General features: G+C 43.9%; 13 protein-coding genes. 5 read left to right on the top strand and 8 right to left on the bottom strand.

Annotated features, from left to right (window positions below; translation table 11 throughout):
- Positions 1 to 132: 132 nt before the first annotated feature.
- From ACOSVQ_RS09450 to kduD, 4 genes are all read right to left on the bottom strand, one after another.
- Positions 133 to 759 carry a bifunctional 4-hydroxy-2-oxoglutarate aldolase/2-dehydro-3-deoxy-phosphogluconate aldolase gene (locus tag ACOSVQ_RS09450; protein ID WP_491982323.1) on the bottom strand — a complete coding sequence of 209 codons (627 nt, stop codon included), beginning with the start codon at positions 757 to 759 and terminating at the stop codon, positions 133 to 135.
- Positions 760 to 769: 10 nt separating this feature from the next.
- The gene (gene kdgK / locus ACOSVQ_RS09445; protein WP_491982322.1) at positions 770 to 1,699 is read right to left on the bottom strand and encodes a 2-dehydro-3-deoxygluconokinase; all 930 of its coding nucleotides are present in this window, start codon (positions 1,697 to 1,699) and stop codon (positions 770 to 772) included.
- Positions 1,700 to 1,912: 213 nt separating this feature from the next.
- Positions 1,913 to 2,551 carry an RpiB/LacA/LacB family sugar-phosphate isomerase gene (locus tag ACOSVQ_RS09440; RefSeq protein ID WP_416923792.1) on the bottom strand — a complete coding sequence of 213 codons (639 nt, stop codon included), beginning with the start codon at positions 2,549 to 2,551 and terminating at the stop codon, positions 1,913 to 1,915.
- A gap of 247 nt (positions 2,552 to 2,798) precedes the next feature.
- The gene (gene kduD, locus ACOSVQ_RS09435) at positions 2,799 to 3,560 is read right to left on the bottom strand and encodes a 2-dehydro-3-deoxy-D-gluconate 5-dehydrogenase KduD (RefSeq protein WP_165311209.1); all 762 of its coding nucleotides are present in this window, start codon (positions 3,558 to 3,560) and stop codon (positions 2,799 to 2,801) included.
- Positions 3,561 to 3,807: 247 nt separating this feature from the next.
- Here kduD and kdgR point away from each other — a divergent pair, with 247 nt between their 5' ends.
- Entirely contained in the window at positions 3,808 to 4,611 is an 804-nt protein-coding gene (gene kdgR, locus ACOSVQ_RS09430; RefSeq protein WP_491982320.1) for a DNA-binding transcriptional regulator KdgR, read from the top strand.
- 80 nt (positions 4,612 to 4,691) lie between these two features.
- Here the strand turns inward: kdgR and ACOSVQ_RS09425 are convergent, their stop codons facing one another.
- Positions 4,692 to 6,182 (bottom strand): alkaline phosphatase family protein, encoded by a 1,491-nt coding sequence (locus ACOSVQ_RS09425; protein WP_491982318.1) that lies wholly within the window; start codon positions 6,180 to 6,182, stop codon positions 4,692 to 4,694.
- A 260-nt stretch (positions 6,183 to 6,442) separates the two neighbouring features.
- Between ACOSVQ_RS09425 and ACOSVQ_RS09420 the strand changes: the two genes are divergently transcribed.
- Entirely contained in the window at positions 6,443 to 6,928 is a 486-nt protein-coding gene (locus tag ACOSVQ_RS09420) for a DUF3299 domain-containing protein (protein ID WP_491982389.1), read from the top strand.
- Between the two features lie 143 nt (positions 6,929 to 7,071).
- Here the strand turns inward: ACOSVQ_RS09420 and puuE are convergent, their stop codons facing one another.
- From puuE to ACOSVQ_RS09405, 3 genes are all read right to left on the bottom strand, one after another.
- Positions 7,072 to 8,001: an allantoinase PuuE gene (gene puuE / locus ACOSVQ_RS09415; RefSeq protein ID WP_491982316.1), complete on the bottom strand. Its 930-nt coding sequence runs from the start codon at positions 7,999 to 8,001 to the stop codon at positions 7,072 to 7,074.
- Between the two features lie 92 nt (positions 8,002 to 8,093).
- On the bottom strand, positions 8,094 to 8,825 hold the full coding sequence (locus tag ACOSVQ_RS09410; RefSeq protein ID WP_491982315.1) for an aspartate/glutamate racemase family protein: 732 nt from the start codon (positions 8,823 to 8,825) through the stop codon (positions 8,094 to 8,096).
- Positions 8,826 to 8,897: 72 nt separating this feature from the next.
- A complete protein-coding gene (locus tag ACOSVQ_RS09405) occupies positions 8,898 to 9,560 on the bottom strand; it encodes a GntR family transcriptional regulator (protein ID WP_491982313.1) in 663 nt (220 codons plus the stop codon).
- A 300-nt stretch (positions 9,561 to 9,860) separates the two neighbouring features.
- On the opposite strand from ACOSVQ_RS09405, the gene ACOSVQ_RS09400 reads away from it, so the two are divergent.
- The 3 genes from ACOSVQ_RS09400 to ACOSVQ_RS09390 are packed head-to-tail and all read left to right on the top strand — an operon-like array spanning position 9,861 to position 13,658.
- Positions 9,861 to 10,856: a bile acid:sodium symporter family protein gene (locus tag ACOSVQ_RS09400; RefSeq protein ID WP_491982311.1), complete on the top strand. Its 996-nt coding sequence runs from the start codon at positions 9,861 to 9,863 to the stop codon at positions 10,854 to 10,856.
- A 55-nt stretch (positions 10,857 to 10,911) separates the two neighbouring features.
- Entirely contained in the window at positions 10,912 to 12,096 is a 1,185-nt protein-coding gene (locus tag ACOSVQ_RS09395; RefSeq protein WP_491982309.1) for an amidase, read from the top strand.
- On the top strand, positions 12,093 to 13,658 hold the full coding sequence (locus tag ACOSVQ_RS09390; protein WP_491982308.1) for a gamma-glutamyltransferase family protein: 1,566 nt from the start codon (positions 12,093 to 12,095) through the stop codon (positions 13,656 to 13,658). Before ACOSVQ_RS09395 ends, ACOSVQ_RS09390 begins: the two co-directional genes overlap by 4 nt.

The raw sequence follows: 13,658 nt of genomic DNA, 5'->3' as shown, positions 1-13,658 counted from the left end.
ATCAGCACTTGTATGGTTATTCTGGGCTGAGGTTTTAAGAAAGGGGTTGCACTTTAGCCTCGATAAATAATAAAAAAGCCTAACTCTTTGAGTTAGGCTTTCTGCATTAATTCCCTAAGGGAGGGGAATTAATTATTTTGCGATTACGTTAGCTACGTCTTTAACAAGTGCAGCTAGTTCATCCCATTTTTCGCCATCGATAAGATCGTTTGGAACCATCCAAGTACCACCACAAGCTAGAACGCTAGGGATTGCTAGGTAGTCGTTAACGTTTTTAGGGCTTACGCCACCAGTAGGCATGAATTTAACAGGGTAAACAGCAGTTAGTGCTTTAAGCATGTTAACGCCGCCTGAAGGTTCAGCTGGGAAGAATTTAAGAGTACGTAGACCCATTTCCATTGCTTGTTCAACAAGGCTAGGGTTGTTTACGCCAGGTACGATTGTCGCACCACGTTGTTGGCAGTATTTAACCGTAGTTGGGTTGAAACCTGGGCTTACGATGAAATCAACGCCAGCGTCGATAGCTTCGTCAACTTGCGCAGTTGTTAGAACTGTACCAGCACCGATCAGCATTTCAGGGAAAGCTTCACGCATGTTCTTGATTGCTTGAACTGCAGCTTCTGTACGGAAAGTAACTTCTGCACATGGTAGGCCGTTTTCAATTAGAACTTCAGCAAGTTTCACTGCTTTGTCTGCATCTTTGATTGCGATTACAGGAACAACTTTGATTTCAGATAGTTGTTGGTTTAAATCTTTCATCTTCTCTTCCTTAAACTGTTGGCATTGCGCTATTTGGAATGATAGCACCACGGTATTGAATAACGGTTCCAGCCACTAGGTGACCAGCAGAAGCAGATTGTTCTTCGCTGCCTCCAAGAATTCGTTTCGCTAGGTAACCTGCACTGAATGAGTCACCTGCTGCTGTTGTATCAATCACGTTAGAGATCTTGTTCGCTGCAACAGTGTATTGCTCACCGCCGGTAATAACGAAACAAGCATCTGCACCACGTTTAACTACGATCTCTTCAACGCCGAAGCCTTGAGTACGCTCGATTGCTTGCGTCTCTTCGCTGTCGCCCCATAGTAGGACTTCGTCATCGAAAGTAAGGAAAGCAATATCAGTGATTTTTAGGATCTCAGTGTACACTTTCTTCGCGTCTTCAATAGAAGACCATAGAGCAGGGCGGAAGTTGTTATCGAAAGCAATCTTAACGCCTTTCGCACGGCATTTAGTGAGAACTTCGATAAGTGACTTCAGACAATCTTCAGGAAGAATCGCAACACTGATACCGCTTAGGTAAATCATTTGATGTTCGCAAAGCTGTTTCTCAAGCTCTTCAAGTTGAACATCACGTAGCCAGTATTTTGCTGCTGCATCATTACGCCAGTAGAAGAAGCTTCTTTCACCATCTTCACGAGTCTGGATTGTGTAGATACCCGGCAATTTTTTCTCAGATAGGAAAACCATATCTGTGTTAAGACCTTCTTGTTTCCATGCTGATAGCATTTCTGTACTGAAAGGGTCTTTGCCAAGGCCCGTTACGTACGAAGTCGTAACACCAGCAGACTGAGTAAGACGAGATAGGTAAACAGCAGTATTTAAAGTGTCGCCACCAAATCCTTGTTCAACTGCACCTTCGTTTTTTCTAAGTTCGACCATGCATTCGCCGATGATCGCCACTTTTTTGATTTGGTTCATAGGAAAACTCCGTATGTATTACGAGATTTGATTGAATCTAAACTCGTAATGAAACAAGGCGTAATAAGCAAAAATAAAACAACTATCCATATGGTTATATAAAGCAGCTGTCTTATAAAAAATTAAAATATTTCGACCATATTTAATCGAAAAAAGCCAACCAGAACTGGTTGGCTTAAAATCATCTATTCCCGATAAATGATTTACTCACAATTAAGCGATTAAAGACTTAACGTAAGCTTCAAGTTCTGCATCTTGGCAGTTGCTGAAGAAACACTCTTGGAAACGAGCGCCGCCAACAGCAGTTTTCACTAGCTCTTGGTCGATTGAACGTAGAGCTTCAACGATGCTGTCTTTAGCTACTGCAGATTTAACTTGGCTTAGGATGCCAGCGTTACGTTGTTGTGGTTCAGCACGCTCTTTAGGGTAGCCTTCGCCACGTGGGCCAGTGAAAGCTTTTTCGAACATGTAACGTACGTTAAGTTCGCCAGCCCAACCAAAGCCTTTAGCGAATGCTAGAGCAATAGCGTTACCGTTGTTGATTTGGTTGAATAGGAAAGCGTCAGATGGCTCTAGGCAGTAACCACAAACAACACCTGGGTGTAGGTTTAGAGACATCATTGCGCCTTGACCAGTACCACAACCTGCAACTACGAAGTCAACTGCTTTAGAGTTAAGAAGGATGCTAGCCATGATGCCTAGGTGGATGTAAGTTAGGTGGTGATCAGCTTCATCGCTCATACCAACGTTGAATACATCGTGACCAAGAGGAGCCGCAACAGTGTTTAGTTCGTTAAGAACCATTGCGTTTTTACCAGCTTGGCTGTTTTCCATCATCAATGCAATTTTCATCAGATTCTCCTGCAACCGTAGTTGCGTATATTATTTAAACTTTTAGCAGTCTTCTGCGAAGCTCACTAACGTTAACGTAATTAATACTGTTAGTTCTAAACACTGAGTGTCAACGCTTAGAACTAACACTCTTAGAGCTTAAATACTAGACGTTTATCTTAGTATAAAAGGCTAAGAATAAAGCAGTTCAGAATAGAGAAAGTGATCGTTAAACAATCACTTTCCCATAATCTGACAGTTAGACGAATTAACGTGCTAACCAACCACCGTCAACAGCGATAGTGTAGCCGTTGATGTAGTCTGAAGCTTTAGAAGCTAGGAACACACATGGACCAGCTAGGTCTTCTGGAGTACCCCAACGGTCAGCAGGGATACGCTCAAGGATAGCTTGGTTGCGGTCAGCGTCTGCACGTAGAGCAGCAGTGTTGTTAGTAGCCATGTAACCAGGTGCGATAGCGTTAACGTTGATGTTGTGCTTAGCCCATTCGTTAGCCATTAGACGAGTGATACCCATTACGCCGCTCTTAGAAGCAGTGTATGAAGGAACACGGATACCGCCTTGGTAAGAAAGCATAGAAGCGATGTTGATGATCTTGCCGCCGTTGCCTTGAGCCATGAATTGCTTAGCTACTGCTTGAGACATAAAGAATACAGACTTGATGTTGATGTTCATAACATCATCCCAGTCTTGCTCAGAGAAGTCGATTGCGTCGTTACGACGGATGATACCAGCGTTGTTTACTAGGATATCAACGCGACCACACTCTTCAACAGCGCGGCTAACGATTGAAGGGATGTCGTCCAACTTCATTAGGTTCGCACGAACGTCGATGAACTTTTGGCCAGTTGCTTTGATTAGTTCGATTGTTTCAGTTGGTTCAACAATGTTCACACCAACGATGTCACAACCTGCTTGTGCAAGACCTAGAGCCATACCTTGACCTAGACCAGTATCACAACCAGTTACGATTGCAACTTTACCTTTCACATCAAATGAATCAAGAATCATTACTTTTTCCTCAACGTACCCAATTAAATATGAACAGGAACTCCCTGATCATCATGTGCAGTAAACATAACAAAAAAAAAATCGACCATCAATTAAAAATGAAAGGGCATTTCAAAAATTTCTACCCACATCTAATTTTTGCTCTGTAACTCTCACTCTCAAAAACAAAATAGCATTTTAAAATTAATGTTAGTTAAAATTAAAGCTGTTACAATGGACATGTATATTAATAAATGGTTAAGAAGATATGACAGAAAAAGCGACCCTACCGGAACAAGTCTCTTCAGTACTGAAGGTGTTTAATATATTGCATGCCTTGGGCGAAAATAAAAAATGCGGTGTGTCCGATTTATCGCAACGTTTGATGATGTCCAAAGCGAAAACCATCCATTTCCTCGAAACCATGATGAGCTTAGGCTACGTAACTAAAGTTGGCGAGGAGTACTCTTTGACTCTAAAACTGTTTGAGTTGGGTGCAGGTCCGCTTGAATACATTAATTTAGAACAACTTGCGGACAAAGAGATGGTGTTTATCTCGGATGTGATTGGTGAAGCAATTCATCTAGGAGTATTAGAAGGTGACTGCTTCGTTCACACACATAAGATTGATGCGCAATATAACCTGATTACACATTCAGACATTGGTCGCCCGCGTCCTTTATACAGTACGGCGATTGGCAAGATGTTGCTTTCTGGCTTAGAAGACAGAGCAGTAAAAGCGCTTCTAAACGATATCGAATTTATTAAGCACACGCCAAATACGATGGAAAACGTTGAGCAGGTTGTGGCAGCGTTGGCTCCAATTCGTAAACAGCATTATTCGGAAAGTATGGAAGAGCAAGAACCGGGGATCCGTTGTCTTGCTGCACCTATCTATGATCGAATGGGTAACATTATTGCTGGTTTGTCGATTTCTACACCAACCATTCGTTACAACGAGACGCGTAAAGCAGAATGTATTCAACTGCTTCATGGCGCATGTCAGCGCATTTCAGCCCAGCTAGGATTCCATAAATATCCAGTGCCTGTGATGCAAGCTGAAGCAATCTAACTTATTTACTACTTTCCATTTATTAAAAAAGCCACCGTCGATAGAGGGTGGCTTTTGCTTTTTGAGTGTCTCGTATTAGGTTATTTCGTTAAACCTAACGCTTCATTCATCACGTGGAAGATGTAGTTTTGCTCAACCGCACCTTGGAAAAGGTAAGCTTGAGGACCACGAGCAAAGATAGCAACGTCTTCACCTGAGTGTGTTTCTGAATCCAGCTTGATCATTGACTGTTGTAGGTAGTCAATCTTCATCACTTCTTCTTCCGTTGGATTTGGACGATCTGCACCACCAGTCGCTACTGCACCAGGGCCGTTGCCATAGCTCAATGTCGTGTAGTTTTTGCCGTATGCATCAACGCTTAGCTTACCGTTTGATTTTGATAAACCTAGAATAGGGTTGCCACGGTCAGCATAACCATTAGAAATCAGTGTGTGTGCATGGTCAGCAGTAACAATGATCAGCGTATCTTCTGGATTTGTTTTATCGAGCGCGGCTTTGATAGCGTTATCGTAAGCAACGGTATCCCATAATGCGCGAGCTGCATTACCTTCGTGGTGCGCGTGGTCAATACGACCTGCTTCAACCATCAATACATAACCTTCTTTATTCTGAGCCAGTAGATCAATCGCTTTAGACGTCATTTCAGCTAAAGATGGTTCGTCACCTTTACGATCAGCTTCGTATTGCATGTGGCTGCTTTCAAACAGACCAAATACTTTTTTCGCATCAGCAGGGATGCTTTCGAAACCTTTTTGGTCGTAAACGTATTGACCATCTGGGTGCTGTGCTTGCCATTTTTCAACTAGGTTTTGACCATCTTTACGTTTACCTTTTTTACCTTCTGGATCGACGACATCGACAGGTAAGAATTCACGGCGACCGCCACCAAAGACGACATCCATACCTTTACCGTCGTTAAAGTTGATCAACTGCTGAGCGATATCCACACAGCCTTGATTCTTCGCGATGTTTGGCATTGTTGCGTCATTTTCCCAGTCGCGGTCAGCCGAGTGAGCGTAAGTGGTTGCTGGAGTTGCATGGGTAATACGTGCAGAAGAAACAACACCGACAGACATGCCTTTTTCAGCCGCCATTTCCCATGCTGTTTTTGCTTCGTTACCTTTCACGGTGTTACAGAAACCACGTTGAACGTTGTCATCTACGCTAATCACGCCTTGTTTCGTTTTCACACCTGTTACCATCGCAGATGCTGTACCCGCTGAATCTGGAGTTTGTGCGTTGGTATTGTAAGTTTTTGATAGCGCCATGTTTGGCATGCTTTCCATGCTTAGGCGATATTCTTCACCCATTAAACCACGGCGTTGACCTTCAAAAATTCGCGCAGCGGTAATGGTGCCAACACTCATACCGTCACCAACGAACAAAATAACGTTCTTAGCTGGCTTATCAATCGGTAGGTTAGCTTTTGCTTTCGCGATATTTTCTTGTGCTTGTTTAAACCAAACATCGTCTTTTTGCGGTGCAGTAACACCTGCTGTTTGGCTTTGAGAAGAACAACCTGCTAGGGCTGTCAAAATACCACTGACTAATAGAAGTTTTTTACTTTTCACGGGCATAGGCTCCAAATGTTTTTTCGAATTTCCATGTTGTTCAAAGGCTTAACAGAGACCAATTACCCAATATCTTTGTGAATAATGCGTTACTGATGTATGAAGTTTTTATTATTGTCATATTACTGTCTTATGGAGCGGGTAGTTTTTTGGCTAACGATAACTAACGTATCTTTCTGATATCAATAGAATTACTGACAATGAAAAAAACTCGATTAAAACGTTATGTAGGCATAGCGATAGTGGCAGTGTCGTGCGCGATGGGAAGTGCTTCAACTGCTGCTGCATCACAAGAAACGACAGTACCCAGTTCAGATGTTATCACTCTCGACTGGATGGATTTGATTCCTGAAAATGAACGCAACGTGGCTTTGATGCCGAAAAAAGCACCAGTTAACCATGAAAGCGACACGCCTGCGCAAAATTTGGCGGGTGGATTTCGTGATGACTTAGATGAAAAACAAGTGCGTATTCCGGGCTTTGTTATTCCCTTAGAAGGGAATGATGAAGTGGTGACTGAGCTACTCTTAGTCCCTTATTTCGGCGCTTGTATCCACGTTCCGCCACCGCCACCTAATCAAATTATCTATGTGAAGTTTGAGAAAGGTGTACCAATCCAAGGCTTGTGGGATGTGGTCTACATTGTAGGGGAATTGAATGTTGAAATGGTTGAGTCAGATTTAGGCCAAGCCGGTTACCTGATTAACGGTGTTACGGTAGAAGCTTATAACGATTCAAGCTCATAATGGATTACAAGGATCAATCGTTTATTGCTCAATCAGTTATTACTCAATCAGTGATTGTTTAAACTTTGATTGCTAGCAAAGACATCTAAGTATAAGAAGGCCGCTGAGAGGAAGGAAATTTACCCAGCGGCAAAAAAATTAGCCTATTTAGGTGGGTGGTGCTCAATCCAGTGGCGAGCGATTTGTTCGCGAGTGGTAATCCAAACACCTTCGTGAGACTGCACGTAATCCAAAAATTTCTTCAGTGCCATAAAACGACTGGGTTTACCTATGATTCGACAATGAAGACCAACCGACATCATTTTTGGTTTATCTCTGCCTTCTTCATATAGGCAATCAAAGTTCTCTTTTAGATATTGGAAAAACTCCTCGCCGTGGCTAAAACCATAAGGTGAAGAAAAACGCATGTCATTGGTATCTAATGTATATGGAATCACCAGATGTGGTCTGGTTTCCCCCGGTTTTTGACTGTTTGGTACATTTGTCCAGAATGGCAGGTCATCACCATAGTAATCGGAGTCGTAGAGCATGCCATTTTGCTCTGCAACTAATTCACGGGTGTTTGGTGAATCTCGTCCTGTATACCAACCAATAGGGCGCTTACCGGTTAAACGTTCGATGATATCGAGCGCTTGCTTCATGTGTTCGCGTTCTTTCTTGATCGGCATGTTTTGATAGTGAATCCACTTTAGACCGTGGCAAGCAATCTCATGTCCATCTTCGATAATGGCTTTGGTTACTTCTGGATTACGCTCTAAAGCAGTGGCGACGCCGAAAACAGTTAACGGCAGTTCGCGCTTTTTAAATTCATTGAGAATGCGCCATACACCTGCGCGTGAACCATATTCATAAAGTGATTCCATACTCATATGGCGAGTAGGGTAAGCCTCTGCGCCTGCTATTTCTGATAAGAAAATTTCGGAGTGTGAATCTCCGTGAAGAACACAGTTTTCACCGCCTTCTTCATAGTTAAGAACAAACTGAATGGCGATTTTGGCATTATTGGGCCATTTGGCATCTGGAACGTTATCTCGTCCATAACCTACGTAATCACGAGGATTAAATTCTTCCATGTTAACTTCCTTTTTAACGGCTTTTCTTTCTTTATATGTTGTACGTTTTTAGCATTTCTTTTTATTGGCTGAACCTAGCGGAGTCAGAGAAGCTATGACGTCCAGTGTTGGTAACGTCCTTTAAATGATTTTTTTAGTGGTGCTGCGTACTGACCACTTTTGGACGTCGTAAGCTTGAGCTGATGGAGTGACTCAGCCAGTTTGACGGCTGCGCTTACTCCGTCAATCACGGGTACGCTTAGCTCTGAGGAAAGCTTCTCAACTAAGTCAGACATTCCAGCGCAGCCCAGTACAATTGCTTCTGCTTTGTCTTCACGTATCGCTAATTGACACTCGTTAAGCAGCAGTTGGTAGGCTGAGTCGGTTAGGTCTTCAAGATCCAATACAGGAATATCTGTAGCTCTCACGCCTGAACACAAGTGCTGATATCCATAGCGATGCAAGAGATGGTCTGCTGCCGGCAAGGTGCGAGACATGGTCGTCACAACGCCAAATCGGTGCGAAACCAAACTTGCCAATTGGAAAGCTGCGCCTGCAATACCGATGACTGGAACGCTGGCTAGTTCGCGTGCCGCTTCAATAGCAGGATCACCAAAACAGGCAATAATATGAGCGTCTACATTTTCCGCTTCACCTTGAGCAATCACATCCAGCAGCGCGGCGGCGGCAATTGTTTCATCCAAAGCGCATTCAATACTTTCAGGCCCGTGTTCAGGAGAGCGGGCAATAATTTGTGTATCAGGCAAACATACGGCGCGTGCTGATTGTGCGATTTTGCTCGTCATACCTAAGCAGGTATTGGGATTAATTAATTGTATTTTCATCGCTGATTCCGTTGTTGCGTGCTTTTATCAATGTTTAATTAGGAAAATGCTTAATTAGGAAAAAAGGTTTAATTAGGCAAACAGTTTTCCAAAATCCACATGTGTGTCCTGTTTGCCAGTTAGTGAAATGGATGCTTTCAAATGCACTAGGTGGTGGCGCATCCAATGTTGAGCTTCACTAACTAACCCTTTGTCGAGTAAATCAACTAGGCTCATGTGATCGCCACAGTCGCAATTGACACTTTCACGTGTGCCATAAGCTGCGATCACCAATGAAGAGCGATAACACAGCTGCTCTACAAATTCAGCGAGCACAAGGTTGTTACCCACGCGGGCTAATTCATAGTGGAACTTAGCCGTGAGCTGAATCGCTTGCGCAACTTCGCCATTGAGATTAGCTTGTTTTTCTAGCTCAACCATTGTGCGGAACTGTTGTGATAACTTGTCGTTCCAACTCTCACTGATTGCTGGAATCAACAAAGGCTCAAGCATGATTCGGCTATCCCAAACTTCGGAGGCTTCTCTTCGGCTTGGTCGATTTACTTGCGCGCCTTTATTAGGTTGAATAACAACAAAACGCTCTAATGCTAATCGTTGCAGCACCTTGCGAATACCTGTACGGCTGACACCAAATGCTTCAGACAGTTTGTCCTCTGGAAGACGTTCGCCTGGCGGTAGTTGATGTTCAACAATGGCCTTTAGCATTTTTTGATAAATGATATCGTCGTTAGACATGTGGAACTCTCTAATTACGGTTGTATACAAAGCGGTAGTGCAATATGTATACCAAACAGTCTTTTATTGTTTTCCGTGCGCAGCAGCGATACTCAGGTTGATAATGCTTGGTCTTATTGCACTAAGATGCAGCATTTGTTCGACTCTGGTGCATAAAACTGTGTGTACAATATTCGGTAAGCTAGTGATATGGTAGCTTGTGAGTTTGGCACACTACTTGTATTTATAATTGTATACAATTGACGTAATTAAAAGCTTACATGGATATGTAGGGATTATTTAAAGAGCAGACACAATACTATGAATGTAATCGATAAGTTGAAAAAGGAATGGTTTCTCGTTGGCATGGTCGTCGCTATCGCTTTAGCAACGGTGAGCTCGGATGTGGGTAAATCAGGGGGATGGATTCACCTAGATGTGCTTACCGGTGTCGGTGTGGCGATTGTTTTCTTCCTCCATGGCTTAGGGCTTTCTCCACAAGCGATTAAAGCCGGTATGGCGAATTGGCGTCTGCATTTGTATATTCAAGCGGCGACTTTCGTTGTCTACCCGTTGTTGTGGGTGATCTTTGGTGAAGCGTTTATGGCCTATATGCCAGCCGCTTTAGCATTTGGTTTCTGCTATTTACTCGTGCTGCCAAGCACAATCTCATCTTCTGTCGCGATGACCAGCGTAGGTAAAGGCAACGTACCGGGCGCAATTTTCAATGCATCGTTATCGAGCATCATCGGCGTCGTGATCACACCATTCTTAATTCAACTCTTTATGGGTGTTGAAGGGGTAGAACTTGACTTAATGGCTTCGGTTTTATCCATTGCTAAGCTTCTGCTTCTGCCAATGATCGTCGGTCAAATTCTTCGTCCATACCTTGTTGATTGGATCTCTAAACACAAAGGTGCGGTGGGCAAAGTCGATAAGTACGTGATTTTGGCTATTGTTTACAACGCGTTCTGTGATTCAGTAGAAAACGGCATCTGGAGTGAGTTCTCAATTGGGCTGCTTGCGACTTCTATAGCGATCTGTTTGCTAATTCTGTTGTTTATGGTGCATTTAATTCAGTGGGGTGCACGCCGCGTAAACTTCGAACTTCCAGATGAAGTGGCTGCAGTATTCTGTGGCACTAAGAAAACACTGGCGGCGGGTATTCCAATGGCAAAAGTGATTTTTGGAACCGATCCTACACTCGGCATGATCTTATTGCCTATCATGCTTTACCACCCAATCCAGATTTTCTACTGTGCAATATTAGCGAATCGTTATGCGCGCCAACATGAAGGTGCAGCTGTGACGAATTAGTCGTTAAGAATATGAAGTTTAGTCGTTAATAAATAGAAAGATAAAAGGAAGTAAAATGACTAAGGATAGTCGAGTCTATTGCTCTCAAGGGCCAGAACAATTACCTGCCAAAGAACGCGGAAGCTTAAGCGGAAAACAGTTTGTTTTTAAAGACTTGTTTGATGTTAAAGGCTATAAAACTGGAGCAGGAAATCCTCAATGGTTGGCGACGCATGCTTGTGCGCCAACCACATCTTCATTGATCTCTAAGCTGCTCAATAACGGTGCCGAGTGTGTCGGACGTGTACAAACCGATGAACTGGCATACAGCCTAAATGGACAGAACATCCACTACGGCACACCAATAAACCCTGTTGCGCCAGATTGCATTCCTGGAGGCTCGTCCAGTGGCAGTGCTGTTGCCGTGGCAAACAGTGAATGTGATTTCTCAATCGGCACGGACACCGGCGGATCTGTACGAGTACCTGCCAGTTATTGTGGTTTGTTTGGTCTTCGACCAACACTCGGTTCGCTTGATCTTCACGCGTGCTTTGAACTATCGAAAAGTTTCGATACCGCAGGCATTTTCAGTCGCGAGTTACCATTGCTGCGCAAAGTTTGGCGTGTGTTGTCTGGTTCAAAATCAGAAAGTCGCAGTGCAACTCATCTCTACTTAGATAACCAGTGTGCACAAGTACTCAGTGAAGAACGCTTGGCTCGTTTAATAAGTTGGTGTGACCAAGCTGAGATTGAGTTAGTCCGTGGTGATGTCTTGCAGGAGAATGGTTGGCAATTAAGCGATCTCAGCTTGTTGTTCAGAACTATCCAAGGCTACGACATTATCCAAAAACATGGATTATGGCTTGAACAACATGGTGACAGTTTAGACCCAGCAATTTTGGAGAGAGTGAAGTGGTCTCGTACCATTTCTGAGCAGGATTATTTGCAAGCGTTGGATAAGCAGTCCGAATTCCGTGAGCTCATTACTTACCATCTAACTGAATATGCGCTTGCTTGGGCAATTCCAACCACACCATCAGGTCCGCCAGCGTTGACTATGAGTGGCGAAGCACTTGCGACTTACCGAACTCAGCTAATGGGTTTAACCAGTATTGCAGGTCTAAGTGGATTGCCTCAATTACATCTGCCAATGCAAGGATTGCAAGAAGGCCCATGCGGAGTATCCGTTATGGGTTTATCGAATCGAGAAGAAGACCTAATGACGTCAGGTGAAAAGCTGATCCAAGGAGAAAGTAAATGAAATATCAAACTGCTTTTACCGCTCCACACTATAAGGCTGCTCAAGTAGGTCAGAAGATCCTCGATCAAGGTGGCACTGCAAGCGAGGCAATGGTTTCAGCGGCGGCGATGATTGCTGTGCAATATCCTCATATGAATAGCATTGGTGGTGACAGTTTCTGGTTAATTGCCAAACAAGGTCAAACTCCGGTTGCCATTGACGGCTGTGGTGCGGCTGCAATGAATGTCGATGTTGAACACTACCGCAGTCAAGGTGCAGAACTGCCAGAATTTGGAGGTCAGGCTGCGATTACTATGGCTGGTACAGTTTCGGCTTGGCAAAAAGCACTAGAGCTTGATTCAACCAACCTCAGTTTGCATACCTTGTTAGACCCAGCGATCATCGCGGCGCAGCAGGGTATTGAAGTTACTCAAAGCTTAGTGAATGCCAGTGAGAAAACATTCGGTCGTTTAGCGCAGCTCAAATCATTTGCAGAACACTTTCTCAAGGACGGAAAAACACTGACAGTGGGTGACATTGTCACTAACCAAGCGCTGGCAAACACACTTAGAACTCTTGCTGAAAATGGGTTAGATGATTTCTATCGCGGAGAGGTAGCAAAAAGTGCCGCCGCTGAGTTGGCACAAGCCGGAAGTCCCATTTCGTTAGACGATTTCGAGCAACATCAAGCCAAAGTGATGGCTCCTTTATCGGTAGAAACATCGAAAGGTAAGCTTTACAACTTTGGCGCGCCAACCCAAGGTGTCGCATCGCTGCTGATATTGGCGATATACGACCGACTAGCATCACAAGCTCAAAGCGAAGTCGACCATATACATCTCTTGGTTGAAGCAACCAAACAAGCTTTCATCATTCGAGATAAAGAAGTGTGTGATGAGGAATATCTGACTCAACCACTACAAGAGTGGCTGAACGATTCAGTGATTGATCGTTGCACTGCACAAGTTTCAATGGAACAGGCATTGCCATGGCCGCATCAGGCACAACCGGGTGACACTATCTGGATGGGTGCAACCGACCAATACGGCACTATGGTCAGTTTCATTCAAAGTATTTATTGGGAGTTTGGCACTGGTGTTGTGCTGCCATCCACAGGTATTTTGTGGAATATCCGTTCAAAAAGTTTCTCGTTAGATGCTAAGCATCACAACGTGCTTGCGGGCGGTAAAAAGCCGTTCCACACATTAAACCCTGCATACGCGGAATTAGCTGATGATCGACGCATGGTTTACGGAACCATGGGTGGTGAAGGGCAACCTCAAACTCAAGCCTGTTTGTTTAGCCGCTACCACTATCAGGGATATGCGCTGGATGAAGCAGTTGCGCTTCCGAGATGGTTGTTAGGACGCACTTGGGGGGATTCAACCAACAACTTACGCCTTGAAGAATCTCTCTATCAGCAATATGGCGAACAACTGAAACAAAGAGGCCACGATGTTACTTACGTGGCGGATAACAACGAATTAATGGGACACGCTGGCGCAATCATTATTGATACGCATGGAAAAGCTTCGGCGACCAGTGATCCTCGTAGCGATGGAACTTATTTACTTGGAGAATAA

It is taken from the genome of Vibrio sp. HM8-C, from assembly GCF_058630515.1.
This window is presented reverse-complemented; position numbering and strand designations above follow the sequence as displayed.

Coding starts and splice junctions, on each gene's coding strand:
- ACOSVQ_RS09440 (WP_416923792.1), bottom strand. CDS start 2,551: ATGAAAATTGCATTGATGATGGAAAACAGCCAAGCTGGTAAAAACGCA.
- ACOSVQ_RS09400 (WP_491982311.1), top strand. CDS start 9,861: ATGAATGTAATCGATAAGTTGAAAAAGGAATGGTTTCTCGTTGGCATG.
- ACOSVQ_RS09395 (WP_491982309.1), top strand. CDS start 10,912: ATGACTAAGGATAGTCGAGTCTATTGCTCTCAAGGGCCAGAACAATTA.
- ACOSVQ_RS09410 (WP_491982315.1), bottom strand. CDS start 8,825: ATGAAAATACAATTAATTAATCCCAATACCTGCTTAGGTATGACGAGC.
- kdgK (WP_491982322.1), bottom strand. CDS start 1,699: ATGAACCAAATCAAAAAAGTGGCGATCATCGGCGAATGCATGGTCGAA.
- ACOSVQ_RS09405 (WP_491982313.1), bottom strand. CDS start 9,560: ATGTCTAACGACGATATCATTTATCAAAAAATGCTAAAGGCCATTGTT.
- kdgR (WP_491982320.1), top strand. CDS start 3,808: ATGACAGAAAAAGCGACCCTACCGGAACAAGTCTCTTCAGTACTGAAG.
- ACOSVQ_RS09390 (WP_491982308.1), top strand. CDS start 12,093: ATGAAATATCAAACTGCTTTTACCGCTCCACACTATAAGGCTGCTCAA.
- ACOSVQ_RS09450 (WP_491982323.1), bottom strand. CDS start 759: ATGAAAGATTTAAACCAACAACTATCTGAAATCAAAGTTGTTCCTGTA.
- kduD (WP_165311209.1), bottom strand. CDS start 3,560: ATGATTCTTGATTCATTTGATGTGAAAGGTAAAGTTGCAATCGTAACT.
- puuE (WP_491982316.1), bottom strand. CDS start 8,001: ATGGAAGAATTTAATCCTCGTGATTACGTAGGTTATGGACGAGATAAC.
- ACOSVQ_RS09420 (WP_491982389.1), top strand. CDS start 6,443: ATGGGAAGTGCTTCAACTGCTGCTGCATCACAAGAAACGACAGTACCC.